This window comes from Pseudokineococcus basanitobsidens, from assembly GCF_037482545.1.
Lineage (GTDB): Bacteria > Actinomycetota > Actinomycetes > Actinomycetales > Quadrisphaeraceae > Pseudokineococcus > Pseudokineococcus basanitobsidens.
Window position 1 is genome coordinate 81,621 of record NZ_JBBIAA010000010.1, and the last position, 25,631, is coordinate 107,251.

The window sequence follows — 25,631 nt, forward strand, 5'->3', positions numbered from 1 at the left end:
GTGCCCCAGCCGCAGCGCGTCCGCCGCTCGAGCCGCCAGCGCGACGCCGTCCAGGCGTCCCTGGCCAGCAGCGACGCCTTCCGCAGCGCCCAGGACCTGTACGCGACCCTGCGCGAGCAGGGCAACCCGATCGGGCTCGCGACCGTGTACCGGGCCCTGCAGGGGATGGTCGAGGACGACGAGGTCGACGTCCTGCGCACCGACGACGGCGAGGCCGTCTACCGGCGCTGCAGCCCGAGCCACCACCACCACCTCGTGTGCCGCCGGTGCGGTCGCACGGTCGAGGTCGAGGGCCCGGACGTCGAGGCGTGGGCGACGTCGGTCGCCGCCGCCCACGGCTTCACCGAGCCCGACCACGTCGTCGAGGTGTTCGGGACGTGCGCCGGCTGCACGGCGGCCGCCCGCTCCTGACGGCTCCCCGCCCTCGCCCGGCGCGTCAGCTGGTGGGCGACCGGTCGACCGCCCCGCCGTAGCGGCGCTCGCGGCCGGAGTAGAGCAGGACGGCGTCCCACAGCGTCCGGCGGTCGACGTCGGGCCACAGGACGTCCAGGAAGACCATCTCCGCGTAGGCCGACTGCCAGAGCAGGAAGTTGGACGTCCGCTGCTCGCCCGAGGTGCGCAGGAACAGGTCCACGTCGGGCAGGTCGGGCTCGTCGAGGTGCCGCGCGAGGACGCGCTCGTCCACGCGCTCGGGGTCCAGGCGGCCCGCGGCCACCTCGCGGGCGACCGCCCGGGCGGCGTCGGCGATCTCGGCGCGGCCGCCGTAGTTGACGCACATCGTCAGCTGGAGCCGGTCGCAGCCGGCGGTGACCCGCTCGGCCTCCTCCAGCTCGGCGACGACGCTGCGCCACAGCCGGGTCCGGCGCCCCGCCCAGCGGACCCGGACGCCCCACGAGGCCATCTGGTCGCGCCGGCGGCGCAGCACGTCGCGGTTGAAGCCCATGAGGAAGCGCACCTCGTCGGGCGAGCGCTTCCAGTTCTCCGTCGAGAACGCGTAGACCGAGACGTGCTGGACGCCGATCTGCAGCGCGCCCGCGACCAGGTCGAGCAGCGCCGCCTCCCCCGCCTCGTGCCCGGCCGTGCGCGGCAGGCCGCGCTGGTTGGCCCAGCGGCCGTTGCCGTCCATCACGACGGCGACGTGGCGGGGGACCGCCTCGGGCGGCAGGTCGGGCGGCTGCGCACCGCTCGGGTGCGGCGGCGGGTCGACGGGCACGGGCGGGACGACGGCGACGTCCGGCCGCCGGCGCAGCCTCACGCCGGGGTCCCCTGCGGTGCGCGCGCGGCCCGGTCCGCCGCCTGGGCCGCGGAGAGGGCCTCGACGGCCCGACCGGGCGGGGGCGGCCCCGGTGGCTCGACGTCCGGCACCGACCCCTCGTCGGTGGTCGGCTCCGGCGTCCGGTCCACGAGCGGCAGCGAGCGCACGGCACGCTCGAGGTGCCACTGCAGGTACGCGGCGGCGAGGCCGCTGGCCTCGCGGCGCTCGCGCTCCCCGGCGGCGAGGGCGGCGTCCCAGTCCCCGGCCAGGAGAGCCCCCAGCAGCTCCAGCGTGGTCGGCGCCGGCGCGGCGGCCCCCGGCGGCCGGCACGACCGGCAGACCGCTCCCCCCGCGGCGACGGCGAAGGCCCGGTGCGGGCCGGGCGCGCCGCAGCGGGCGCACGCGTCGAAGCTGGCGCCCCACCCCGCGACGGCCAGCGAGCGCACGACGAACGCGTCGAGCACGAGGCCGGCCGGCCGACGGACGGAGGCGTGCGGCGGGCCGACGAGCGCCCGCAGCCCCCCGACCAGCAGGAGGAACTGCTGGGTGGCGGGCTCGCGCTCCTCCGGGGTGAGGCGCTCCGCCACCTCGAGCATGGCCGTCGCCGCGGTGTACCGGGGGTAGTCGTCGGCGACCGAGCGCGCGTACGGCGCGAGCGTCACCACCTGCGTGACGACGTCGAGGCTGCGCCCGCGGTGCAGCTGCACGTCCGCGAGCATGCACGGCTCGAGGCGCGCGCCGAACCTGCTGCCCGTGCGGCGCACCCCCTTGGCGACGGCCCGCACCCGCCCGCTGGTGCGGGTGAGCAGCGTGATGACGCGGTCGGCCTCGCCGATCTTCTGCGTGCGCAGGACGACGGCCTCGTCGCGGTAGAGCTTCACGCCCCCAGTGTGGTCGCCGCTCGCGCGCCGGACGCACCCGGCGCGCCCGGCCCGACCCCGCCCGTCCCCGACGCGGGCGCCATGACACCTCAGCCCCGGACGCGCGGGTCCGCGGGGGTCGCACCCGTCGGCGGCGGCAGGACGACGCCGCGCGGTCCGAGCCTGCCGTCGGTCGCCGGGCGGTCGGAGGTGCCCCCGTCCACGTCCGGGCCCACCACGACGCGGTCGCGGCCACCGCGCTTGGCGGCGTAGAGGGCGGAGTCGGCCGAGGCGAGCGCGGACGCGACCGGCGCGCCCCGCTGGACGCCGACGGACACGGTCACCTGCAGCCCGGAGCCGAGCTGCTCCCAGTCCTGGACCCGCACCGCCTCGAGGACCCGCTGGGCGATGGCCTCCGCGGCGTCGGGGTCGTCGGCGACGAGGACGACGAACTCGTCGCCCCCGTAGCGCACGACGAGCTCGGAGGAGCGGCAGGCACCCGTGAGCAGCTCGGCCACGCGGACGAGCACGCGGTCCCCGACGTCGTGCGAGAAGCGGTCGTTGACGTCCTTGAAGCGGTCGACGTCGACGAAGACGGCGCCGAGCTCGTCAGGCCCGCGCTCGACCATCTCCAGCAGCGCCCGCCGGTTGCCGAGGCCGGTCAGCGGGTCGGTGAGGGCGGCGCGGTGCACGCCCTCCCTCTCGTCGATCAGGCGGCGCACGTGGCGGCGGGAGGCGAGCTCGGCCGTCCTGCCGGCGCTGTCGCGGCGCAGCCGGCGCAGCAGGGCCCGGGCGTGCTCGCGGGCCCGGCAGATGCCGGGGTGGGGCCCGTGCTCGAGGACGTCGGCGTCCCCGAGCGCCTCGACCGCCACCCAGCGCCAGACGTCGCGACGGCTGCGGCGGCTGGTGCGCTCGGCGAGGTCGAGGCAGCGGCGGGCGCCGGCGACGTCCCCCGCCGCGAGCAGGCACCGGCCCCGGACGACGAGCGCGACGAGCCGGTCGGTGCCGGCCGGGCTGAGGCGGTCCAGCACGGCCGGGTCGCCCACGAGCGCCCACGCGGCCGCGTCGTCGCCCAGCTCCTGCAGGGCCAGCGCGCAGTAGACGTCGGCGCGCACGACCCCGCCCTCGTCCCCCGCCTCGACCGCTGCCCGCCGCATGGCGAGGGCCCGCTCCGCGACGACGAGCTGGTGGCGGCCGACCTCCTCGCGGTCGCCGAGCAGCCCGGCGATGCCCGCCCAGGCGGCGCGGACGGCGCAGGCCTCCTCGACGGCCATGGTGCGGTAGGGCTCCCTCGGGTCGACGAGACCGGCGAGGACCCCCTCGGCGGCCTCGTGCAGGCCGAGCGCCTCCAGCGTGATCCCCAGCGCCATCTGCGCCGACATGCGGTTGTAGCCGCCCCCGCCGGCGTCGACGAGGTCGAGGCCCTCGGCGACGTGGTCGAGCGCCACGGACGTGCGGCCGAGGACGGCGCTCGCCTCCGCCAGCAGGGCCAGCGCCTTGGCCCGCCACAGCGGGTCCCCCGCCGAGAGCACCAGCAGCTCCTGCGACTGCGCGACGACCTCGGCGTACAGGCCCAGCTCCCGCAGCCCGACCCCGCGGCTGTAGCAGAGGAACCGCTCGCTGGCGACGTCCCCCGCGAGGCGCACGAGGGGCAGGGCCTCGTCGCAGGCCCGCACGGTGCCGGCGGGGTCACCGTCCACGTAGTGCTGGTGCGCCCGGTCGCAGAGGAGGTCGAAGGGCCCGAAGACGTCGACGACGACGAGCTCACCCATGCCCGCCCCTCCCCTCGCCGGGCGCCACGACCGCCGGCGGCGGCCCGCCTCCGGCGTCCGCGTCCAGCATCGGCGCGCGCGCCACCCTAGGTGAGCGCGGGAGCCGCGCCAGGGGGGCGGGCTCACCCGTCGTGGCGAGCACCGGCCGACCGGTCCCCGCGGACGTCGACCTCCGCCCGCGGGGACCGGTCCGGTCACGCCCGGTCGCGGGCAGCCCGCCCGCGGTGCGCGCCCGGCGACGACCCGACCGGGGTCAGAGCGCCCGGTTGACCGCCGACAGGACGGCGCGCAGCGAGGCCACGACGGTGTTCGGGTCGATCCCGACGCCCCACAGCACGCGGTCCCCGACCTCGCACTCGACGAAGGCGGCCGCGCGCGCGTCGCCGCCCTCCGAGAGCGCGTGCTCGGCGTAGTCGAGGACGCGCACGCGCACGCCCTCCCCGCGCAGCGCCTCGACCAGGGCGTCGATCGGCCCGTTGCCCAGGCCCTCGAGCACCCGCGGCCGGCCGCCGTCGGTGACGTCCACCTCCAGGCGGGCCGCGCCGTCGACCTCGCTGCTCTGCCGCAGACCCGTGAGCGCGAAACGCCCCCAGGCCCGCGCCGGGTCGGTCGCCGGCAGGTACGCGTCCGCGAAGATCTGCCAGAGGGCGGCCGCGTCGACCTCGCCGCCCACCTCGTCGGTGCGCTGCTGGACGACGCCGGAGAGCTCGATCTGCAGCCGGCGCGGCAGGTCGAGGTGGTGCTCGGAGCGCATGAGGTACGCCACGCCGCCCTTGCCGGACTGGCTGTTGACGCGCACCACGGCCTCGTAGCTGCGACCGACGTCCTTGGGGTCGACGGGCAGGTACGGCACGGCCCAGGTGATCTCCTCCACCGGGCGGCCCTGCTCGGCGGCCCGCCGGTCCATCGCGTCGAAGCCCTTCTTGATGGCGTCCTGGTGGGAGCCGGAGAAGGCGGTGTACACGAGGTCGCCGCCGTAGGGGTGGCGCTCGGGGACCGGCAGCTGGTTGCAGTACTCGACCGTGCGGCGGACCTCGTCGATGTCGGAGAAGTCGACCATGGCGTCGACGCCCTGGGTGACGAGGTTCAGCCCCAGCGTGACGAGGCAGACGTTCCCGGTGCGCTCGCCGTTGCCGAAGAGGCAGCCCTCGACGCGGTCGGCGCCGGCCAGCAGCCCCAGCTCCGCGGCGGCGAACGCGGTGCCGCGGTCGTTGTGNTTCCCGGTGCGCTCGCCGTTGCCGAAGAGGCAGCCCTCGACGCGGTCGGCGCCGGCCAGCAGCCCCAGCTCCGCGGCGGCGACCGCGGTGCCGCGGTCGTTGTGCGGGTGCAGGGACAGGACGACGCCCTCGCGGGGGACGAGGTGGCGCCCCATCCACTCGATCGCGTCGGCGTAGACGTTGGGCGAGGCCATCTCCACGGTCGCGGGGAGGTTGATGATGACCGGGCGCTCGGCGGAGGCCTCGAAGACCTCGAGCACCTCGTTGCAGACCCGGGCCGCGTACTCCAGCTCGGTGCCCGTGAAGGACTCCGGCGAGTACTCGTAGGTGACCTGCGTCTCCGGGACGGTCTCCTCGAGCTTGCGGCACAGCCGGGCGCCCTGGAGGGCGATGTCGAGGACGCCGTCCTCGTCGAGGCCGAAGACGACCTCGCGCTGCAGCACGGAGGTGGAGTTGTAGAGGTGGACGATCGCGCGCGGGGCGCCGGCGATGGCCTCGTACGTCCGCTCGACGAGGTGGTCGCGGGCCTGGGTGAGGACCTGGATCGTCACGTCGTCGGGGATGAGCCCGCCCTCGACGAGCTGGCGGACGAAGTCGAAGTCCGTCTGGCTCGCCGACGGGAAGCCGACCTCGATCTCCTTGTAGCCCATGTCCACGAGCAGCTGGAACATCCGCAGCTTGCGCGCCGGGCTCATGGGGTCGATCAGCGCCTGGTTGCCGTCACGGAGGTCGACGGCGCACCAGCGCGGCGCGGTCTCGAGCCGCCTCGTGGGCCAGGTGCGGTCGGGGAGCTCGACCCGGATCTGCTCGTGGAAGGGGCGGTACCGGTGCACCGGCATCGCGGAGGGCTGCTGCGGGGGGCGGACGTGGCTCATGGGGTCCTCGCTGGTGGGGAGCGGGCGGCGCGCGGGGTCGGTGCCCCGGGCGGTCCCACCGGCAGGGCCGGCCTGCGCCGGCGGACTCCGCGGCGAGGGGGCCGGTGGTTACAGGCCCTCGCCGCGGCAGCCGAGGAGGAGGCTCACGCGCACGAGGGCGACGATACCCCCGGTCGCGGCGGCGCCCCCGTACCCGCTCCCGCTCAGAAGCCGAGCCGCGCCAGCTTGCGCGGGTCCCGCTGCCAGTCCTTCGCGACCTTGACCCGCAGGTCCAGGAAGACCGGGACGCCGAGCAGCGCCTCGATGCCGGCGCGGGCGTGGGTGCCGACCTCGCGCAGCCGGGAGCCGCCCTTCCCGATGACGATGCCCTTCTGCGAGTCGCGCTCGACGAAGAGCTGGACGTGCACGTCGAGCATCCCGTCGGCCCGCTCGCCGCCGTCCGCCGCGGGCCGCGGGCCCATCTCCTCGACGACGACCGCCAGGCTGTGGGGCAGCTCGTCCCGCACGCCCTCCAGGGCGGCCTCGCGGACGAGCTCGGCGACCATGACCGCCTCGGGCTCGTCGGTGAGCTCGCCGTCGGGGTACATCGGCGGGCCCTCGGGCAGGTGCCCCAGCAGCACGTCCTCCACGACGTCCACCTGCTGCCCGGCGGTCGCCGAGACCGGGACGACGTCCGCCCACGGCCCGAGGTCCGCGACCTCGACGAGGTGCTTGGCCAGCCGGTCCCGCGGGACCAGGTCGGTCTTGGTCACCACCGCCACGAGCGGCGTCCCCCGACGCCCCTGGGCGAGCGGCAGGAGCTGCTCGGCGATCCACCGGTCCCCCGGGCCGACGGCCTGGTCGGCGGGCAGGCAGAAGCCGACGACGTCGACCTCGGCGAGGGTCGCCAGGACGAGGTCGTTGAGCCGCTGCCCCAGCAGCGTGCGCGGACGGTGCAGCCCGGGCGTGTCCACGAGGACGAGCTGGGCCGAGGGCCGGTGCAGGATCCCCCGCACGGTGTGCCGCGTCGTCTGCGGCCGGCTGGAGGTGATGGCCACCTTCTGGCCCACGAGGGCGTTCGTCAGCGTCGACTTGCCCGCGTTGGGCCGCCCGACGAAGCAGGCGAAGCCGCTGCGGTAGCCCTCCGGCACCCGGGGCAGGCCGAGCCCGGCACCGGTGGCGACGGCGGACGCGGGGACGCCGGGCGGCGGACGGTCGTCGTCGTCCTCGTCGCCGGGCGGGCGGGGGTGCGGGCTCACCGGCGCTCGCCGAGGAACTCGAGGAGGAGCTGGCGCTGGAGGGAGAACATGCGGCGCTCCTCCTCCGGCTCGGCGTGGTCGTAGCCCAGCAGGTGCAGGACGCCGTGCGTCGTCAGCAGCAGCAGCTCGTCGGCGGTCGAGTGCCCCGCGGCGCGGGCCTGCCGCGCGGCGACCTCGGGGCACAGGACGACGTCGCCCAGCAGCCCGGGCGGGCTCGGCGCGTCCTCGCTGCCGGGGCGGAGCTCGTCCATCGGGAAGGACAGGACGTCGGTCGGCCCCTCCTCGCCCATGTGCTGCTCGTGGAGGGCGGACATCGCGGCCTCGTCGACGAGCAGCACCGACAGCTCCGCCTGCGGGTGGACGTGCAGGGCGTCGAGGACGTGCCGGGCGAGCCCGGAGAGCTCGCGCTCGTCGACCGCGTGCGTCGTCTCGTTCGCGACCTCGACGCTCACGCGCCGGTCCCGGTCGACGTCCCGGTCCCGGTCGACGTCCCGGTCGACGTCCCGGTCCCGGCCGACGTCCCGGTGCCGGCGTCCCGGGCGGCCGGGCCGGGCCGGGTCGCCCGGCGCGGGTCGCGCTGCTGGCCCTCGGGGGCGGTGCGGGCGCGCTCGGCGTCCCAGCGGCCGTAGGCCTCGACGATGTCGCTGACGAGCTTGTGCCGCACGACGTCGCCGGCGTCCAGGTGCGCGAAGGCGATGCCGTCGACGCCGTCGAGGACCTCCTGCACGACGCGCAGCCCCGACTCGGTGCCGCCCGGCAGGTCGACCTGCGTGACGTCGCCGGTGATGACCATGGTCGAGCCGAAGCCGAGCCGGGTGAGGAACATCTTCATCTGCTCGGCGGAGGTGTTCTGCGCCTCGTCGAGGATGATGAAGGCGTCGTTGATGGTGCGGCCCCGCATGTACGCCAGCGGCGCCACCTCGATGGTCCCCGCGGCGAGCAGCCGGGGCACCTGCTCGGGGTCGAGCATGTCGCCGAGGGCGTCGTAGAGCGGGCGCAGGTACGGGTCGATCTTCTCCGTGAGCGTCCCGGGCAGGAAGCCGAGCCGCTCCCCCGCCTCGACGGCCGGACGGGTGAGGACGATGCGCGAGACCTGCTTGGCCTGCAGCGCCTGCACGGCCTTGGCCATGGCCAGGTACGTCTTCCCCGTCCCGGCGGGACCGATGCCGAAGACGACGGTCTCGGCCTCGATGGCCTCGACGTACCGCTTCTGCCCCAGCGTCTTCGGCCGGATGGTGCGCCCGCGCGAGGACAGGACGTCGAGGGTCAGCACGTCGGCGGGGCGCTCGCTCGTCGCGCGGCGCAGCATGCCCACGGAACGCTCGACGGCGTCGGCCGTGAGCACCTCGCCGGACAGCACGACCGCGGACAGCTCGTCGACCAGCCGCTCGAGCAGGGCCACCTCGGCGGCCGGCCCCGTGGCGGTGATCTGGTCGCCGCGCACGTGCACGTCGAGGTCCGGGAACAGGCGCTCGACGACGCGGAGGACGGCGTCGCCGCTGCCGAGCAGCGCGGGCATGGGGACCTCGGGCGGCACCACGACGGTGTGGCGGGTCTGCGCCCCGCCGCCGCGGGGACGAGGGGGCGCTCCGTCGCCGCGGCCGGCGGCGGGACGACGTGCGGAGGGCGGGGTCGGCTGCGTCATGGTCGGGCCGTCGGCCCAGGCTCCTCGCGGACGGCGCGCCCCCGGACCGGGCGCAGGGTCCTCCCAGCGTAGCCGGGACCGTCCGGCCGCCCGCGGTCGCTGCCGGGCTGCGCGGCGGCCGACCTCAGAGGTCGCCCCCGAGCGCGTCGCCCGGCGAGGCGAGGACATGCCCGTGCGCGTGGAAGACGCTCTGCCCCGCCGAGGCCCCGGTGTTGAAGACGAGCCGGTGCTCGCCGTCCGCGGCTCCTCCGTCGGCGGCGACGCGGGCCCCCGTGGCGACGAGGTCGGCGAGGACCGCGGGGGCGGCCGCGGCGAGCGCGACGACGTCGGGGTGGTGCGCCCGCGGGACGACGAGGACGTGCAGCGGCGCCTTCGGGGCGAGGTCGCGGAAGGCCACGACGGCGTCCGTGCTGGCGACCAGCTCGGCGGGGACGTCACCGCCGACGACGCCGCAGAAGACGCAGCCCTCGACGGGGGCGCCCGACGGGGCCGCCCCGCGCTGCGCGGGCCCCTGGGACCGGTCCTGCGGCTGCTCCGAGTGGGTCATGCCCGGCACCCTAGGACGGCCGCGCGGGCAAGGTCCGGCCCCGGGAGCGCCGATGGAGCACCCATGACCGCTCGACGCGCACGCCGGGACCCCGTCCGCCACGTCCGTCGCCGTCGCGCCGCGACGGTGCTGCGGCTCGCCCCTGCGGGCGCCGTGGTCCTGGCCGTGGCCGTCGCCGCCGGCGCGACGGCGGCCGAGCCGGGCCGCGTCCCCTCGGTCGCGGCCTCGGCGGCCGGCGCGACGGACGCGGGCGTGCCCGGTGGCACGGTGACGGGCGACGCGGTGACGGGCGACGCGCTCCCGGGGGACGACGAAGTGGGCGACGCGCTCCCGGGGGACGACGTCGGGGGCGTCTCCACGGGCGCGCCGGCCGTCCTCGGCGCGACCGGCGACGGCTCCCCCGTGCGGGCGCCCTCGCGCGAGGCCGCCGGGGCCCCGGCGGGGCCGGGGAGCCCGGCGACGCAGCTCCTCGTCACGGCGGGCGACGGTGCCTCGGCGCCCGTCGACGGGCCGACCGGCCGGTCCGGAGCACCGGTGCCGGCCGCCGGCGCCGGGTCGGCGACCTCGGCACCCGGCGCACCGGGCGCACCGGCGGCGGACCGCTCGGCCCCCGAGCCGCTCGGAGCCGGTGCCGGAGTCGGTGCCGGAGTCGGTGCCGGTGCCGGGCGCTCCCCCGTGCGCGCTGCCGTCGTCGAGGGCTCGCAGCACCTGGCGGTCAGCATCGACAGCCCGGCCGCGGGGGCGACGCTGCCGCGGGGATGCACCGTCGTCCTCGCCGGGCGGGCGACGAGCGCCGCGGAGGCCACCGTCGTCTGGACCCTGCGCAGCGGGTCCACCGTCCTCCAGCAGGGACCGGCCACGGTGGAGGGCCCCGACGGTCTCGCCGCCGAGATCGGGACCACCGGCACCTGGGAGGTCATGCTCGACCTGCCGGCCGGCAGCTACACCCTCGAGGTCCGCGTGCCGGACGACTCCGACGGCGAGGGCGCGGGCGCCGAGGCGCCGGTGGTCCCCCCGGTGACGACGACCACGTTCCGGGTCGCCTGAGCTGAGCGGTCCCGAGGAGCTCGGGCCGACCGTCGCCGTCAGCGGCCCGAGAACATGTCCCGCAGCCGGCCGAAGACGCCGCCGCCGGCGCTGGTGAGGCGCCCCTCGGGCGCCTCCTCGCCGCGGATCTCGGCGAGCTGGCGCAGCAGCTCCTCCTGGCGGTCGTCGAGGCGCGTCGGCGTCTGCACGTCCACGTGGACGAGGAGGTCGCCGCGGCCGCCCCCGCGGAGGTGCCCGACGCCCATCCCGCGCAGCGTGTGCACCTCGCCGGACTGCGTGCCGGGGCGCACGTCCACCTGCTGGCCGCCGTCGAGCGTGTCGACGGACAGCTCGGTGCCGAGGGCCGCGGCGGTCATGGGCACGACGACCGTGCAGTGCAGGTCGTCGCCGCGACGGGTGAACGTCTCGTGCGGCTCCTCCACGACCTCGACGAACAGGTCGCCGGGAGGACCGCCGGCCGGGCCGACCTCGCTCTGACCGGCGAGCTGGATCCGGGTGCCCGTGCTGACGCCGGGCGGCACGCGGACCGTGAGGTCGCGGCGCTCCTGGATCCGGCCCTCGCCGGCGCACTCCGGGCAGGGCGACGGGATCGTCGTCCCGAACCCCTGGCAGTTCGGGCAGGGCGCCGTGGTCATCACCTGGCCGAGGAAGCTGCGGACCTGGCGCTGCACCTGGCCGCGCCCGCCGCACACCTCGCACGTGCGCGGCGACGTCCCCGGCTGGCAGCACGAGCCCGAGCACGTCGGGCACACGACGGCCGTGTCGACGGCGATCGTGCGGTCGGCGCCGAACACGGCCTCCGGCAGCGGGACCTCGATGCGGATGAGCGCGTCCTGGCCGCGGCGCGCCCGGGTCGCCGGCCCCCGGCCGCCCCCGGCCGCCCCTCCGAAGAAGGTGTCGAAGATGTCGCTGAAGCCGAAGCCGCCGGCGGCGCCGCCGCCGAAGCCGCCGAGGCTCTCCCCGCGGTCGTAGGCGCGCCGCTTCTCGGGGCTGGACAGGACGTCGTAGGCGGCGGACACGTCCTTGAACTCGTCCGCCGCCCCGGGGTTGACGTCCGGGTGCAGCTTGCGCGCCAGGCGCCGGTAGGCCTTCTTGATGTCGTCCTGCGAGGCGTCGCGGGAGACGCCGAGGGCCGCGTAGTGGTCGCTCACCGTGGGTGTGCTCGCTCCTGTCGGGGTCGGCCGGCGGCGCTGCGCCGGCCCCTGCTCGTCGTGGTGCTGTCGTCGTGGTGCTCGTGCTCGTCGTGGTGCTCGTGCTCGTCGTGGTGCTCGTGCCGGCGCCTCGCGGCCCGGGCCCGCGGGCGGCACGCGGCGGTGCGGGTGGTGCTCGTCAGCCCCCGATGATGCGGGAGACGTAGCGCGCCACCGCGCGCACCGCCGCCATCGTCGTGGGGTAGTCCATCCTCGTGGGGCCGAGGACGCCGAGGTGCGCGACCACCTGGCCGCCGGAGGCGTAGCCGCTGGTGACGACCGACGTCTCGGTCAGCCGGTCGTGCGCCAGCTCGCGACCGATGCGGACCGAGACGCCGCCGGCCGCCGCGCCGGCGTCGTCCGCCATCTCCCCGAGCAGGCGCAGCAGCACCACCTGCTCCTCGATGGCCTCCAGCACGGGCGAGATCGACTGCGGGAAGTCCAGCCCCGAGCGCGCCAGGTTGGCCGTGCCCGCGAGGACCACGCGCTCCTCCCGCTCGGCGGACAGCGAGTCCTCCAGCGCCCGCAGCACGGCGCGCACGACGTCCCGGTCGGCCGGGGCGAAGGACTCCGGCAGCGACGGCAGGAGGGCGACGACCTCCGCGAGCCGACGGCCGGACGCGACGGCGCCGAGACGGGTGCGCATCTGCCCCACGAGCTCCTCCGGGACCTCGCCGGCCACCTCGACCGTGCGCTGCTCGACCCGGCCGGAGTCGGTGATGAGGACGAGCAGCAGGCGGGGCCCGCCCAGCGGCACGAGCTCGACGTGCCGGACGGTGGCCCGGCTGAGCGAGGGGTACTGGACGACGGCCACCTGCCGCGTCAGCTGGGCGAGGGCCCGCACGGTGCGGGTGAGGACGTCGTCGAGGTCGGTGGCGTCGTCGAGCAGCGTGGAGATGGCGCGGCGCTCCGCCGGCGACAGCGGCTTCACCGTGGCCAGGCGGTCGACGAAGGCCCGGTAGCCCTTGTCGGTGGGCACGCGGCCCGCGCTCGTGTGCGGCTGCGCGATGTAGCCCTCCTCCTCGAGGACGGCCATGTCGTTGCGGATGGTCGCGGGCGAGACGCCGAGGCTGTGACGCTCGACGAGGACCTTCGAGCCGACGGGCTCCCGGGTGGCGACGTAGTCCTCGACGATGGCCCGCAGGACCGCCAGCCGCCGCTCGTCGCTCACCCGTGCACCTCCGCTCGCCCGCCGCCGGGTCGGTCGACCTGGCACTCATCCGTCCTGAGTGCCAAGCCTACGCCCGGTGCGGGGCCCGGCCCGGACCGCGCGAGCCCCCGGGGGACGTCGCGCGGCCCGGTCGCCCGCGGGTCAGCCCCCGCGGACGGCGCCGAGGACGCGGTCGGCGAGCCCCGGTCCCTGCGCGTCGTCGGAGGGCGTCAGCGCGCGCAGCGGCTCGGCGAGCTCGCGGCGGAAGAAGTCGAAGAAGCCGTCGGGGTCGGGACCGGCGTTCATGGTGACGACGTGGTCGAAGCCCGCGTCGACGAACGGCTGGGCCACCTCGAGGTGCCGGGCGACGTCCGGGCCGCAGGCGAACTGCGCCTGGATCTGCTCCGTCGTCACGCTCTGCGTCGCGGCGTCGAAGTTCACCGGGTTGGGCAGCTCGGACATGACCTTCCAGCCCGTCAGCGCCCATCGGGTCTTCTCCCACACCGCCTGCGCCGCGCTCTCGGCGTCCGGCGCCCACGCGAGGGGGATCTCGGCGAAGGCCGGTCCGCTGCCGCCGAGACGCTTCCAGGTCGCCACCATGTCGCCCTTCGGCTCGGTGGCGAAGAGCCCGTCGCCCAGCTCGGCGGCGATGCGGGCCGAGGCGGGGCCGCTGGCCGCGACGGCGATGGCGGGCAGCTCCTCGGGCAGGTCGAAGACGCGGGCGTCCTCCAGCTGGAGGTGCTTCCCCTCGTAGGTGCGGTAGCCGCCCTGCCAGAGCAGCCGGATGATCTCGAGGGCCTCCCGGAACCGCTCGTGCCGCACGCGGATGCCGGGGAAGTGCTGCGTGCCGACGACGTGCTCGTTGAGGCGCTCCCCCGCGCCGACGCCGAGGGTGAAGCGGCCGTCCGAGATGATCTGCATCGTCGCGGCCGCCTGGGCGATGACGGCCGGGTGGTACCGGACGCTGGGGCAGGTGACGCCGGTCGCCAGCCCGAGGGTCTGCGTCCTCGCCGCGATGTTCGCCAGCAGCGCCCACGTGAAGCCGCTGTGGCCCTGCGTCTCGAGCCAGGGGTGGAAGTGGTCGCTCATCTCGACGAAGTCGAAGCCGGCGCGCTCGGCCTCCACGGCCTGCCGGACGACCTCCTTCGGCGCGAAGGCCTCGGTGGCGAGCTTGTAGCCGATCTGCATGGGTGCCTCCGTCGTGTCCGCCGGCGTCGCCCCGGCTGGTCCGCGTCCACGCTAGGAGCGGCTCCCCCCACCCGCACCCGCTCGCCGGGACGTGCCCGCGCGCCCTCCGGGACCGGGGGGCCCGCGCGGCTAGCGTCCGCCGCATGAGCCGCACGACCCCGCCGCGCGACCGGTACGGCAGCGACGTCCTCGCCGGGGACTGGCGTGTCCCGCCGCGCGGCCGCTCGACCGAGGTCGCGGCCGACCGCGGCCTCGTCGTCGAGGAGGTGGAGACGGGCTGGGTCGGCGCCGTCGTCCGCGTGGAGAAGGCCGGCGGCGCGCACGTCGTCCACCTCGAGGACCGGCGCGGACGGACCCGCGCCTTCCCGCTCGGGCCCGGCTTCCACCTCGACGGCCGGCCGGTGCGGCTGGCGCCGCCGCGGCAGGCCGCCCCGCACGCCGCCGCGCGGCCCACCGGGATCGCCCCGGGCCGGACGGCGAGCGGCTCCCGCGCCGTCGAGGGACAGCGGGCCCGCGTGGCCCGGGGCAGCCACGTCTGGGTCGAGGGCCGGCACGACGCGGAGCTCGTCGAGAAGGTCTGGGGCGACGACCTGCGCGTCGAGGGCGTCGTCGTCGAGCCGCTCGACGGCGTGGACGACCTCGGCGGTGCGCTCGAGGCCTTCGCCCCCGGGCCGGGGCGGCGGGTCGGCGTGCTCGTCGACCACCTCGTCCCCGGCACGAAGGAGTCCCGCCTCGTCGACGCCGTCCTGGCCGACCGGCGCTGGCGGGGCCTGGTCCACGTCGTCGGGCACCCCTACGTCGACGTGTGGGCGGCCGTCCGGCCGCGGGCCGTCGGGCTCGAGCGCTGGCCGGACGTGCCGCGCGGGCAGTCGTGGAAGCACGGCGTCCTCGCGGCCCTCGGGTGGCCGCACGCCGACCAGCGCGACGTCGCGCACGGCTGGAAGCGGATCCTCGGCACGGTGACGACCATCGCGGACCTCGAGCCCTCCCTGTCGGGCCGGGTCGAGGAGCTCATCGACTTCGTGACGGCGCCCGGCGCCTGACCGGCTGCGGCACCCCGGAGGCCGCCGCCTCCCCGCCGCCCCGCCTGTGCACGGCGGGGCCGTGGCCGGACGCCGCTCGGTAGGGTCGAGGACGGGTGGCCGACCGGCCGCCCGGGGAGGAGCCCACCGGTGTCCGAGCAGCAGCCCCGCGGCGACGAGCCGTCCGCCGAGCAGCCGCCGCCGGGCTGGGCCCCGCCGCCCGCGCAGGGCCCGCCGCCCCGGGGACCGGGCGGTCACGGGCCGCCCGGGTACGGCCCCCAGGACCCCGGGTACGGGCCGCAGGACCCCGGGTACGGGGGCGCCGAGCAGCCGTACCGGTACGGGGAGCAGCCCCCCGGGCCTCCCGCCCCGCCCCACGGGTACGGCGCGCAGGACGGCGCGCCCCGTCCGGAGGGGGCCGGCGACCTCTCCCCCGCCGACCAGCGGCTGTGGGCGACGCTGACCCACCTCTCCGGGATCGTCACCTTCCCCGTGGGGCCGCTCGTGGCCTTCCTCGTGCTGCGCGACCGCGGGCTCTTCGTCCGGGACCAGACCCGGGACGCGCTGAACTTCCAGATCACCGTCGCGGCCGTCTTCCTCGCCACCTCGGTCCTGGCGCTCGTCACGCTCGGCGTCCTCGCGTTCCTGCCGGCGATCGCCGCCGTGGTGCTGCCGGTCTACGTCCTCGTCGTGGCCGTCGTCGCCGCCGTGCGCAGCAACCGCGGCGAGCGGTACCGCTACCCGCTGACCCTGCGGCTCGTGCGCTGACGGGGCGCGAGCCCCCTCGCCCCCGGACGCCCCGGTCGTCGGCCCTGGCGTGGTCGGCCGAGCCCTGGTCACCAGCCGAGCAGGCGACGCACCACCCCGTCGGCGAGCAGCCGGCCGCGGTCGGTGAGGACCACCCGCGCGGCGCCGTCGGTCCCCGGGACCTCCGCGGGCTCCCGCACGAGGCCGTCGGCGACCGTGCCCGGGAGGAGCGCCCGTCCCGCGGGCGGCAGCTCGTCGACGGGCAGCCCCTCGGCGAGCCGGACACCGAGCAGCACCCGCTCGACGAGCCTCGCCTCGTCGTCGAGCACCTCGCGGGCGTGGGCCGGGGAGCGTCCGGACACGAGCCGGGCGCTGTAGGCGCCGGGGTGCTTGACGTTCCACCACCGGACGCCGCCGACGTGGCTGTGGGCGCCCGGCCCGACCCCCCACCAGTCGTCGCCCCGCCAGTAGGACACGTTGTGGCGGCAGCGCGCGTCCGGCCGCGCGGCCCAGTTGCTCACCTCGTACCAGGACATGCCGGCCGCGGTGAGCAGGGCGTCGGCGTCCTCGTACTTGGCCGCGAGGTCGTCCTGCTCGGGCAGCGCCAGCTCCCCGCGGCGTACCTGCCCCGCCATCCTCGTGCCGGGCTCGACGACGAGCGCGTACGCCGAGACGTGGTCGGGCGCGCACGCCAGCGCCGCCTCCAGGCTCGCCCGCCAGTCGGCGCGTGACTCCCCGGGGGCGCCGTAGATCAGGTCCAGGCTCACCTGCAGCCCCGCCTCACGGGCCCAGCGCACGACGTCGGGCACCCGCGCCGGGTCGTGCGTGCGGTCGAGCGTCGCCAGCACGTGCGGCACCGAGGACTGCATCCCGAAGGAGACCCGGGTGAAGCCCCCGGCGGCCAGCTCGGCGAGCGACGCGGGGGTGACCGAGTCGGGGTTCGCCTCGGTCGTCACCTCGGCGTCCGGGGCGAGGCCGTGCACCCGGTCGACCGCGCCGAGCAGGCCGACGAGGTCGCCGCTCGGCAGGAGCGTCGGGGTGCCGCCGCCGACGAACACGGTCGAGACCGGACGGGCGGGCAGCCCGGCGTCGGCCAGGACCCGGCCCGACATCTCCACCTCGCGCGCGGCGACGGCGGCGTAGCCCGCGCGCGACGAGCCGCTGCCCGCGCCGCCGAGCTCCTCGGCCGTGTACGTCGTGAAGTCGCAGTAGCCGCAGCGGACCCGGCAGAAGGGGACGTGGAGGTACATCGCGAGCGCGCGGTCCGCGGCGCCCTCGGCCGCGGTCGCGGGCAGGGAGCCGTCCTCGGGGACCGGGTCACCGGCGGGCAGGGCGGGGCTCACCCCGTCATGGTCCCCCGGCGACGGCGGTGGTCCGCGACGCCCGCGCGAGGATGGGGAGATGGCCATCCCGGCGGCACGCCGCGACGACGTCGTCCTCGAGCTGCACGCGCTCGAGCCCGAGGACGACCGGCTGCGCGCTGAGCTGCTGCGGCTGGAGCCCGCGCCCTCCCAGCTCGCGGACTCGGCGAGCGCCCGGCAGACGCTGCCGGCCGCCGACGCGGACCCGCGCCGGGCGCCCTTCGCCGTCCTCGCCGACGGTCGCCCGGTGGGGTTCGGCGTCCTCGACCGCGGCGAGCTGCTCGCCGCCGTGCTCGACGAGCCCGACCGGGCGGTGCTCCTGCGGGGCTTCTACCTGGCGGCCGAGCACCAGGGGCGCGGCTGGGGACGGCGCGCCGCCGCGGCGGTCCCCGCCCTGGCCGCCCGGCTGTGGGGGCCGGCGTCGGCGGGTGGCCCGGCCCTGGCCGTCCTCACGGTCGCCGAGGCGAGCACGGCCGCACGGCGCGCCTACGCGGCGGCCGGGTGGACCGACACGGGGGTGCGGCAGGTCGGCGGCGACCAGGGCACCCTCGCGGTGCTCGTCGTCGCCGTCCCGCAGCCGCCCGTCCGCCCCGGCGTCGGCGGGAGCGTCAGCCGCGGCTGAGCGCCCGCTCGACCGACGGGAGGAGGTCGGCGGCGAGGACGACGTCCCCCGCGTCGTGGGCGGCCCGCAGCGCCCGCGCCCGCTCGGGGGTCGGGTCGGCGAAGAAGGCCGAGGACGCGACGCCGTGGCCCGGTCGCGACAGCACCTGGAGGCGGTCGCCCGGGCCCACGGCGCCCGGGGCGACGACGCGCAGGTAGACGCCGGGGCGCCCGCGCTCGGCGAAGCGGCGCACCCACCGCTGCTCGCCGAGGTGACGGGCGAAGGTCTGGCACGGGGTGCGCGGCATGGTGACCTCGAGGACGAGGTCGCGGCCGACCCGCCACCGCTCCCCCACCTCCGCGCCGTCCACGTCGACGCCGGACGTGCGGAGGTTCTCCCCGAACAGGCCCGGGACGACGTCGCGCTGCAGCACGTCGGCCCAGTGGTCGGCCTCCTCCTGCGCGTACGCGTAGACCGCCTTGTCGCGACCGCCGTGGTCGGCGCGGTCCGCCTGGACGTCGCCGAGGAGCCCGAGCGGGCCCACGGGGACGAGGGCGTCCACGGGTCGCTTGTCGATGCCGGTGACGTCACCGCGGTCCCCGTCGGGCCGCAGCTGGTGCACGCGGCAGACGGCGAGGACCCTGCCCGGCGGGCCGGCGGGCGGGCCGGCGGGCGCAGGACCGGGCGGTGCAGCCGTCATGGCTGCAGTGAAGCAGCGCCGTGGGGGCACCGGGCGCCCTCGCGGCGCGGCGTCCGGGTCGGGGCGCTCAAGGGCGGGCCCGCCGGTGCCGACACCAGGGCGTGACCTCCCTCGCTCCCGCGACGACGCGCCGCGCCCGACCCGTCGTCCCCGCCCCCCGGGCACCGTCGGGCGCAGCGGTCGTTGACCGCGACGTCGACGAGCTCGCCCGGCTGCAGGACGTCGCCGCGGCCCGCTCCTGGGCGACCGTGGACCACCGCCGTCCCCGCCGGCGCGGCTGAGGGGGGCGACCGCCCTGCCGGCGCCGCCCGGACTACTTCTTCGCGGCGTCCTTGACGTCGGCGTCCGAGCTCAGCGCGGCGATGAAGGCCTCCTGGGGGACCTCGACGCGGCCCACCATCTTCATCCGCTTCTTGCCCTCCTTCTGCTTCTCCAGCAGCTTGCGCTTGCGCGTGATGTCGCCGCCGTAGCACTTGGAGAGGACGTCCTTGCGGATGGCGCGGACCGTCTCGCGGGCGATGACCCGCGCGCCGATGGCCGCCTGGACGGGCACCTCGAACTGCTGGCGCGGGATGAGCTTCTGCAGCCGGCCCGCCATGAGCGTCCCGTAGGCGTAGGCCTTGTCCTTGTGGACGATGGCGCTGAAGGCGTCCACCTTGTCGCCCTGCAGCAGGACGTCGACCTTGACGAGGTCGGCCGCCTGGTCGCCCGAGGGCTCGTAGTCGAGCGAGGCGTACCCCTTGGTGCGCGACTTCAGCTGGTCGAAGAAGTCGAAGACGATCTCGGCGAGCGGGAGGACGTAGCGCAGCTCGACGCGCTCGGGCGAGAGGTAGTCCATCCCCTGGAGCTCTCCGCGGCGGCCCTGGCACAGCTCCATCACCGCGCCGATGAAGTCGCTGGGCGCCAGCACCGTGGCCTTCACGACCGGCTCGCGGACCTCCGTGACCTTGCCCTCGGGGAACTCGCTCGGGTTGGTCACCGTCACGACGTCGCCGTCGTCCATGTGCACGTCGTAGACGACGCTCGGCGCGGTCGCGATGAGGTCGAGGTCGAACTCGCGCTCCAGGCGCTCCCGGACGATCTCCAGGTGCAGGAGGCCGAGGAAGCCGCAGCGGTAGCCGAAACCGAGCGCCACCGACGTCTCGGGTTCGTACACCAGCGCCGCGTCGTTGAGCTTGAGCTTGTCGAGCGCGTCCCGCAGGACGGGGTAGTCCGACCCGTCGAGCGGGAAGAGCCCCGAGAAGACCATGGGCCGGGGGTCGCGGTAGCCGCCGAGGTCGTGCGCCGCCGGCTTCGCGGAGTCGGTGACCGTGTCGCCGACCCGCGACTGCCGGACGTCCTTCACGCCGGTGATGAGGTAGCCGACCTCGCCGACGCCGAGCCCCCTCGAGGGCGTGGGCTCGGGCGAGCTGACGCCGATCTCGAGGAGCTCGTGCGTCGCGCGCGTCGACATCATGGCGATCTTCTGCCGCGGGTCGAGGTGCCCGTCGACGACGCGGACGTACGTGACGACGCCGCGGTAGGTGTCGTAGACCGAGTCGAAGATCATGGCGCGGGCCGGCGCGTCGGGATCGCCGACCGGGGCCGGGACGCGCGCCACGATGCGGTCGAGCAGCTCGCGGACGCCCTCGCCGGTCTTGCCGGAGACGCGCAGGACGTCGCCGGCGTCGCAGCCGACGAGCCCGGCGATCTCCTCGGCGTACTTCTCGGGCTGCGCCGCCGGCAGGTCGATCTTGTTGAGCACCGGGATGATCTCGAGGTCGCCCTCCATCGCCAGGTAGAGGTTGGCGAGGGTCTGCGCCTCGATCCCCTGGGAGGCGTCGACGAGGAGGACGGCGCCCTCGCAGGCCGCCAGCGAGCGCGAGACCTCGTAGGTGAAGTCGACGTGCCCCGGCGTGTCGATCATGTTGAGCGCGTGCGCCCTGCCGTCGACCGTCCACGGCATCCGCACGGCCTGGCTCTTGATGGTGATGCCGCGCTCGCGCTCGATGTCCATCCGGTCGAGGTACTGCGCGCGCATGGCGCGCTCGTCGACGACGCCGGTGATCTGCAGCATCCGGTCGGCCAGGGTCGACTTGCCGTGGTCGATGTGCGCGATGATCGAGAAGTTCCGCAGCAGGGCGGGCGCGGTCGAGGCGGGCTCGATGCCACCGTGGTCGCGGGTGGTGTCGCTGCGGGCCGGGGAGCTCACGGGCTCGGGCCACCTCCGTCGTGGGTCTGCGGTCGGTCGGTCTGCCGGCGGCTCGGTGGTCGCGCCTCGGGTGGCAGAGGGCCCCGGCGCCCGCGTCGGACCACGGAAGCGGCGGGCCCGCGGGCGCCCTCCATCGTCGCACGGGGGCGAGGACGACGGCGCCGCGCTGGTAGCCTCCTGCGAGTGCGCCCGGGGCGCGTCCCCCTCCGCGGAGGACGACCGGGCGCGGAGGCACGTGGCCACCGCCGGGCGAGACGCCCAGGTCGCGGCCGCCTCGCAGACCTCTGAGCCCGCCCCGACCTGACCTGGAGCACCTACCCGTGGCCAACATCAAGAGCCAGATCAAGCGCATCGCGACCAACGAGAAGGCGCGCCAGCGCAACCGTGCCGTGAAGTCCGAGCTCAAGTCGGCCGTGCGGTCGGTCCGCGAGGCCGCCGACTCCGGCGACCGCGACGCCGCCCAGGCCGCCCTCGCCAAGGCCTCGCGCCGCCTGGACAAGGCGGTCAGCAAGGGCGTCATCCACAAGAACCAGGCCGCCAACCGCAAGCAGGCTCTGGCCAAGCGCGTCGCCTCCGTCTGACGCCGCGCCACGGCGCCCGGCACACCCGGGCCCACGGACGGGCGCTCCCTCCGGGGAGCGCCCGTCCGTCGCGTCCGGGGTGGGCGGGCGGGGTGCGGCCCCGCCGACGGGAGGCGTCCGCGACGAGCTGCTCAGGCGCCCACGACGACCGTCCACGCACGGACGGAGACGACGTCCACGAGCCCCTCGCGACGGAAGGGGTCGGTCTCGAGGAGGGCCCGCACCCGCTCCTGCGCCGGCGTGCCCTCCTCCTCGACGCGGTAGACGAGGCAGGCGCCGGTGCCGTCGGCCCAGGGCCCGGACAGGACCAGCAGCCCTCGGGCGTGCTGGTCCTGCAGGTGGCGGCGGTGCTCCGGGCGCACGGCGGCCACCTCCTCGGCCGGTGCGCGGTAGCGGATCTCGGCGACGACGTGGGTCACGGCTGCTCCTCGGGGTCTCCTGGGCGTGCGGTCCCGGGCGCTGCGCCCCGGCTCCCGCGTGGTCGGCTGTGGTCGTCCGTGGCGGCGCCGGCCGGTCGCGAGCTCATCGCTCGTGGGAGTCGCAGAGCCGGAGGACCACCCGCTCGAGGGCGAAGACGGGGTCGCGGCCGCCGCCCTTGACGGCCTCGTCGGCCTCGGCGAGCGCGACGACGCCGGCCCCCAGCGCCGCGGGGGTCCAGCCGCGCAGCTCCCGGCGCGTGCGGTCGACCATCCACGGCTGCATGCCGAGGACGCGGGCGACCTCGTCGCCGCGCCCCCGGGTGCCCGCGACGAGGGCCATCTGGCGCAGGCGCAGCGCGAGCACGGCGACGATCGGGACCGGGTCGAGCCCCGTGCCGACGGCCTGGCGCACCAGGGCGAGCGCCTCGGCGCGGTGGCCCGCGACGACGGCGTCGGCGACGCGGAAGCCCGTGGCCTCGACCCGGCCGCCGTAGTAGCGCTGCACGTCGTCGACGTCGACGGTGCCGCTGGTGTCCGCGACCAGCTGCGCGCAGGAGGCGGCGAGCTCGCGCAGGTCCGAGCCGACGGCGTCGACCAGGGCCCGTGCCCCCTGCGCCGAGATCCGCCGCCGCACGGCCTCCATCTCGGCGCCGACGAAGGCGAGCTTCTCGTCGTCGCGCTTGACCGGGGGGCAGTCCACGACGACGGCGCCCGGGGCGGCCCGGGCGGCCTCGAGGACCTTCTTGGCGCGCTGCCCGCCGGCGTGCCGCAGGACGAGGACGACGTCGTCGGCCGGGTGCGCGAGGTAGCGCAGCACCTCGTCCTCGAAGCCCTCGCCCGGAGCCTCGACGCCGGTGACGACCGCCAGGCGCGCCTCGCCGAAGAGCGAGGGGCTGGCCACCGCCTCGAGCGCACCGCGCCGGTGGTCGGCCGCGTCCAACGTCGTCACCTCGAGGTCGGGGTCCTTCTCGCGGGCCAGGGCGGTGACGCGCGTCACCGCCCTCTCGCCGAGCAGGCGCTCCGTCCCCGTGACGAGGACCACGGGCGCCGGCACGGCCTCGCGCCAGGTCCGCCCCGACGCCGCCGGCCTCGCCCGGCCCCCTCTGCTCCGCCCCGTCGTGGCCACGGGGCGCAGCGTGCCACGGGGCGGTGACGGCGCCCTCGACGAGCGGCGCGTCAGCACGTCGGGCCCGTGCGACGCCGGGGGACCAGCACCAGGGCGTCCGGCGCGCCCGCCACGGCGACGTCACCGGTGGCCGTCGTGCAGGCGACGAGGGCGCCGCCGCCCGCGTAGAGGTCGACCGCGCTCGGCGACGGGTGGCCGTAGGTGTTCTCCCCGACCCCGACCAGGCCGACGCGGGGGGCCGCCAGCGCGGCCAGCCCCGGGTCCTGGTCGGCGGAGCCGTGGTGCGCGACCCCGAGCACGTCGACCGGCCAGGCGCCGGGGTCGGCGGCCGTGGCACGGCGCAGCTCTCCCTGGGCCTCGGCGCCCAGGTCGCCGAGCACGGCCAGCCGGACCCCCGCCGTCTCCAGGTGGACGACGACGCTCGCGTCGTTCGCGCCGTCGTCCTCGCCCCCGCCCGTCGACGCCCCGCCCGTCGACGCCCCGCCCGTCGGCGCCCCACCCGTCGACGCCCCACCCGTCGACGCCCCGCCCGCGGCCGGGCGGCCGGTGTAGCGGCCGTCCGCGGGGGCGAGCACGCGCCACGTCGCGTCACCGGCGGTGCCGGACAGCCCGGCCTCGCCGGTCCCGACCGGCACCCCGGCGTCGCGGAGCAGCGCCGCGACCCGCTCGGCGGCGGGTGCGGGGACCGCGAGCGGGCTGACGACGGCCCGCGCCACCTCGCGGCCGTCGAGGACGCCGGCGAGCCCGTCCACGTGGTCGGCGTGGAAGTGCGTGAGCACCAGGAGGTCCACCTCCTCGACGTCCAGGCGGTCGAGGCAGCCGTCCACGGCTCCGGGGTCCGGCCCGGCGTCGACGACCACCGCGGCGCCCGGTCCGCTGCGGACCACCAGGGCCGCTCCCTGCCCCACGTCGCACTGGACGGCGACCCAGTCCGGCGGCGGCCACGCGCCACCGCGCCCGCCCGGTCGGCCGAGCACGAGGGCGCCGCCGGCGAGCACCAGCACGGCGGCGGCCGCGAGGGCGACGGCGCGGTGACGGCGCCGTCGGGCAGCGGGCAGTGGCCGGCGACGCCGCGGGTCCCGCTGCGGCGGCCGCCGGCGCTCCCGGCGGCGGGCGGCGGCACGGCCTCGCAGGAGCGACGCGACCGCGGGCACGAGCACCAGGGCGGCGACGGTGAGGCCGCAGAGCAGGGCCGCGCCTCCCCAGCCCTCGGGCCACGGGAGCGAGGCCCCGGGTACCCCTGACCCGGTCCGGGCCACGAGGGCCACCCAGTCGACGGCCCAGGCCGCCGGCACCGCCAGCACCGCCGCGGCGGTCACCGACACGGGGGCCGTGACGAGGGCCGCGACGCCGAGCACGGTCGCCGGGGCCACCGCGGGGGCGGCGAGCAGGTTCGCGGGGACGGCGGCGACCGAGACGCCCGGGGACAGCAGCAGCAGGACGGGCGCGCAGACGACCTGCGCGGCGGCGGGGACGGCGACCGCGAGGGCTGCGCGCGGGGGCAGGACGCGCGCCAGCGCGGCGGACCACGGACCCGACAGCAGGAGCAGCGCCCCCGTGCCGAGGACCGACAGGGCGAACCCCGCGGACCTCGACGCCCACGGGTCCGCGACCACCAGCACGACGACGACGGCGGCGAGCGGCGGGACACCCCGACGAGGTCGGGCCGCGACGACGCCGACGAGGGCCGCGGCGGCCATGAGGCCGGCACGCAGGACGCTCGGCTCGGCGCCGGCGACCCCGACGAAGGCGACGAGCGCCGTCAGCGCCACGGCCGCCCGCACCCGGCGGCGGGCGCCCAGGAGTGCCGCCCCCGCGGCGACGGCGGCGACGAGGACGGCGGTGTTGCCGCCGCTGACGGCCGTGAGGTGCGCCAGCCCGGTGGTCCGCATGGCCTCGTGCAGCTCGGGCGGCATCGCCGAGGTGTCCCCGACGACGAGACCGGGCAGGAGGCCGCGGGCGTCCTCGCCGCGCCCGCCGAGGGCGGCGTGCAGCCCCTGCCGCAGCGAGGCGGCCCTGCCGCGCCAGCCCTCGGCCGGGTCGACCGACCGGACACCGCCCTGGAGCCGCAGGACGGCGACGACGTCGTCCCCCGCTCGCGCGGGCTGGAGGCGCCCGACCAGCCGCACGCGCTGGTCGCGCCCGAGCGCCCCGACGTCCCCGCCGCCCACGACGAGCACGGGGCCACGGGCCCTCCCCACGACACCACGCCCCACGACCTGGTCCGGGGCGACCCGCACCACCCACCGGGCAGGCCCGTCCACCGCTCTCGGCGAGGGCGCCCCGCCGGCCGAGGCCGCGCCGTCGTCCTCCCCTGCCCGGGCGCGCACGGCCGCGGGCTCGCTCGCGACGCGTCCCCGGACCTCCACGACGGCCGACCGCCGCGCGAGGTCGGCGAGCAGCCCGCCGGAACGCTCGGCGACGCGCAGCGACGTCGTCGCCGCGACCACGGCGGCGACGAGGAGGACGAGGGCGACCGCGGCCCGGACCGACGAGCCCCGCCGCCGGGCGCCGGAGCACGCCACGAGCAGGGAGAGCCCCGCGAGCGCCCCGGCGGCGCCGAGGCCGAGGGGGACGGGCAGGACCACCGCCGCCGCGGCCGTGCCCCAGGCGGCCAGCGCCGCCGGGACGAGGCGCAGGTCGGCGACGTCCCGCCCCCCGGGCGCCGGACCGACGGACCCCGGGCTCACGTGACGACGACCAGCTCGCGCAGCTCCGACAGGCGCGACTCGCCGATCCCGCTCACCTCGCCGAGCTCCTCCACGCTGCTGAAGGCGCCGAGCTGCGCACGGACGTCGAGGATGCGTCGGGCGAGGACCGGACCGATGCCGGGCAGCGCGTCGAGGTCGGCCTCCGTGGCCGTGTTGAGGTCGACCGGTCCTGGGGGGACCGCCACCAC

General features: G+C 77.2%; 25 protein-coding genes. 7 read left to right on the forward strand and 18 right to left on the reverse strand.

What is annotated here, in order from left to right; genetic code table 11:
- The gene (locus WDZ17_RS10465; RefSeq protein ID WP_339575095.1) at positions 1–411 is read left to right on the forward strand and encodes a Fur family transcriptional regulator; all 411 of its coding nucleotides are present in this window, start codon (positions 1–3) and stop codon (positions 409–411) included.
- Positions 412–436: 25 nt separating this feature from the next.
- Here the strand turns inward: WDZ17_RS10465 and WDZ17_RS10470 are convergent, their stop codons facing one another.
- From WDZ17_RS10470 to WDZ17_RS10505, 8 genes are all read right to left on the reverse strand, one after another.
- Positions 437–1,255: an isoprenyl transferase gene (locus WDZ17_RS10470; RefSeq protein ID WP_339575096.1), complete on the reverse strand. Its 819-nt coding sequence runs from the start codon at positions 1,253–1,255 to the stop codon at positions 437–439.
- The gene (gene recO, locus WDZ17_RS10475) at positions 1,252–2,136 is read right to left on the reverse strand and encodes a DNA repair protein RecO (protein WP_339575097.1); all 885 of its coding nucleotides are present in this window, start codon (positions 2,134–2,136) and stop codon (positions 1,252–1,254) included. The genes WDZ17_RS10470 and recO overlap by 4 nt, the downstream gene beginning before the upstream one ends.
- Positions 2,137–2,225: 89 nt before the next feature.
- A complete protein-coding gene (locus tag WDZ17_RS10480) occupies positions 2,226–3,887 on the reverse strand; it encodes a diguanylate cyclase (RefSeq protein ID WP_339575098.1) in 1,662 nt (553 codons plus the stop codon).
- 253 nt (positions 3,888–4,140) lie between these two features.
- A complete protein-coding gene (locus WDZ17_RS10485; protein ID WP_339575099.1) occupies positions 4,141–5,979 on the reverse strand; it encodes a 2-isopropylmalate synthase in 1,839 nt (612 codons plus the stop codon).
- A gap of 203 nt (positions 5,980–6,182) precedes the next feature.
- Entirely contained in the window at positions 6,183–7,118 is a 936-nt protein-coding gene (gene era, locus WDZ17_RS10490) for a GTPase Era (RefSeq protein ID WP_422631946.1), read from the reverse strand.
- Positions 7,119–7,213: 95 nt separating this feature from the next.
- Positions 7,214–7,669 (reverse strand): rRNA maturation RNase YbeY, encoded by a 456-nt coding sequence (gene ybeY, locus WDZ17_RS10495; RefSeq protein WP_339575101.1) that lies wholly within the window; start codon positions 7,667–7,669, stop codon positions 7,214–7,216.
- Complete coding sequence (locus WDZ17_RS10500; protein WP_422631942.1) at positions 7,666–8,862, reverse strand: PhoH family protein; 1,197 nt, start codon at positions 8,860–8,862, stop codon at positions 7,666–7,668. Before WDZ17_RS10500 ends, ybeY begins: the two co-directional genes overlap by 4 nt.
- Positions 8,863–8,986: 124 nt before the next feature.
- Positions 8,987–9,409, reverse strand: coding sequence for an HIT domain-containing protein (locus WDZ17_RS10505; protein WP_339575103.1), 423 nt, complete (start codon positions 9,407–9,409; stop codon positions 8,987–8,989).
- Positions 9,410–9,472: 63 nt separating this feature from the next.
- Between WDZ17_RS10505 and WDZ17_RS10510 the strand changes: the two genes are divergently transcribed.
- Positions 9,473–10,456, forward strand: coding sequence for a Gmad2 immunoglobulin-like domain-containing protein (locus WDZ17_RS10510; RefSeq protein ID WP_339575104.1), 984 nt, complete (start codon positions 9,473–9,475; stop codon positions 10,454–10,456).
- A gap of 38 nt (positions 10,457–10,494) precedes the next feature.
- On the opposite strand, the gene dnaJ is transcribed toward WDZ17_RS10510, so the two are convergent.
- From dnaJ to WDZ17_RS10525, 3 genes are all read right to left on the reverse strand, one after another.
- Entirely contained in the window at positions 10,495–11,607 is a 1,113-nt protein-coding gene (gene dnaJ / locus WDZ17_RS10515; RefSeq protein ID WP_339575105.1) for a molecular chaperone DnaJ, read from the reverse strand.
- 178 nt (positions 11,608–11,785) lie between these two features.
- Complete coding sequence (hrcA, locus tag WDZ17_RS10520) at positions 11,786–12,817, reverse strand: heat-inducible transcriptional repressor HrcA (protein WP_339575106.1); 1,032 nt, start codon at positions 12,815–12,817, stop codon at positions 11,786–11,788.
- Positions 12,818–12,958: 141 nt separating this feature from the next.
- Complete coding sequence (locus WDZ17_RS10525) at positions 12,959–13,984, reverse strand: TIGR03557 family F420-dependent LLM class oxidoreductase (RefSeq protein ID WP_339575107.1); 1,026 nt, start codon at positions 13,982–13,984, stop codon at positions 12,959–12,961.
- A gap of 143 nt (positions 13,985–14,127) precedes the next feature.
- On the opposite strand from WDZ17_RS10525, the gene WDZ17_RS10530 reads away from it, so the two are divergent.
- Positions 14,128–15,027 (forward strand): DUF3097 domain-containing protein, encoded by a 900-nt coding sequence (locus WDZ17_RS10530; RefSeq protein ID WP_339575108.1) that lies wholly within the window; start codon positions 14,128–14,130, stop codon positions 15,025–15,027.
- A 129-nt stretch (positions 15,028–15,156) separates the two neighbouring features.
- Positions 15,157–15,774: a DUF4870 domain-containing protein gene (locus tag WDZ17_RS10535; RefSeq protein WP_339575109.1), complete on the forward strand. Its 618-nt coding sequence runs from the start codon at positions 15,157–15,159 to the stop codon at positions 15,772–15,774.
- Between the two features lie 68 nt (positions 15,775–15,842).
- On the opposite strand, the gene hemW is transcribed toward WDZ17_RS10535, so the two are convergent.
- Positions 15,843–17,096, reverse strand: coding sequence for a radical SAM family heme chaperone HemW (gene hemW, locus WDZ17_RS10540; RefSeq protein ID WP_339575110.1), 1,254 nt, complete (start codon positions 17,094–17,096; stop codon positions 15,843–15,845).
- 58 nt (positions 17,097–17,154) lie between these two features.
- Between hemW and WDZ17_RS10545 the strand changes: the two genes are divergently transcribed.
- Entirely contained in the window at positions 17,155–17,736 is a 582-nt protein-coding gene (locus WDZ17_RS10545; protein WP_339575111.1) for a GNAT family N-acetyltransferase, read from the forward strand.
- On the opposite strand, the gene WDZ17_RS10550 is transcribed toward WDZ17_RS10545, so the two are convergent.
- Entirely contained in the window at positions 17,723–18,415 is a 693-nt protein-coding gene (locus WDZ17_RS10550) for an MOSC domain-containing protein (protein ID WP_339575112.1), read from the reverse strand. The genes WDZ17_RS10545 and WDZ17_RS10550 overlap by 14 nt on opposite strands.
- Before the next feature lie 101 nt (positions 18,416–18,516).
- Between WDZ17_RS10550 and WDZ17_RS10555 the strand changes: the two genes are divergently transcribed.
- The gene (locus WDZ17_RS10555; protein ID WP_339575113.1) at positions 18,517–18,696 is read left to right on the forward strand and encodes a hypothetical protein; all 180 of its coding nucleotides are present in this window, start codon (positions 18,517–18,519) and stop codon (positions 18,694–18,696) included.
- Between the two features lie 32 nt (positions 18,697–18,728).
- On the opposite strand, the gene lepA is transcribed toward WDZ17_RS10555, so the two are convergent.
- On the reverse strand, positions 18,729–20,606 hold the full coding sequence (gene lepA / locus WDZ17_RS10560; RefSeq protein ID WP_422631943.1) for a translation elongation factor 4: 1,878 nt from the start codon (positions 20,604–20,606) through the stop codon (positions 18,729–18,731).
- 320 nt (positions 20,607–20,926) lie between these two features.
- Here lepA and rpsT point away from each other — a divergent pair, with 320 nt between their 5' ends.
- The gene (rpsT, locus tag WDZ17_RS10565) at positions 20,927–21,187 is read left to right on the forward strand and encodes a 30S ribosomal protein S20 (protein WP_339575114.1); all 261 of its coding nucleotides are present in this window, start codon (positions 20,927–20,929) and stop codon (positions 21,185–21,187) included.
- Between the two features lie 131 nt (positions 21,188–21,318).
- On the opposite strand, the gene WDZ17_RS10570 is transcribed toward rpsT, so the two are convergent.
- The 4 genes from WDZ17_RS10570 to WDZ17_RS10585 all read right to left on the reverse strand — a co-directional run.
- A complete protein-coding gene (locus WDZ17_RS10570) occupies positions 21,319–21,606 on the reverse strand; it encodes a YciI family protein (RefSeq protein WP_339575115.1) in 288 nt (95 codons plus the stop codon).
- A gap of 103 nt (positions 21,607–21,709) precedes the next feature.
- Positions 21,710–22,732 (reverse strand): DNA polymerase III subunit delta, encoded by a 1,023-nt coding sequence (holA, locus tag WDZ17_RS10575; RefSeq protein ID WP_339575116.1) that lies wholly within the window; start codon positions 22,730–22,732, stop codon positions 21,710–21,712.
- Positions 22,733–22,782: 50 nt separating this feature from the next.
- A complete protein-coding gene (locus tag WDZ17_RS10580; protein ID WP_339575117.1) occupies positions 22,783–25,422 on the reverse strand; it encodes a ComEC/Rec2 family competence protein in 2,640 nt (879 codons plus the stop codon).
- On the reverse strand, positions 25,419–25,631 hold a 213-nt coding region (locus WDZ17_RS10585; protein WP_339575118.1), incomplete at its 5' end, for a ComEA family DNA-binding protein. The genes WDZ17_RS10585 and WDZ17_RS10580, both read right to left, overlap by 4 nt.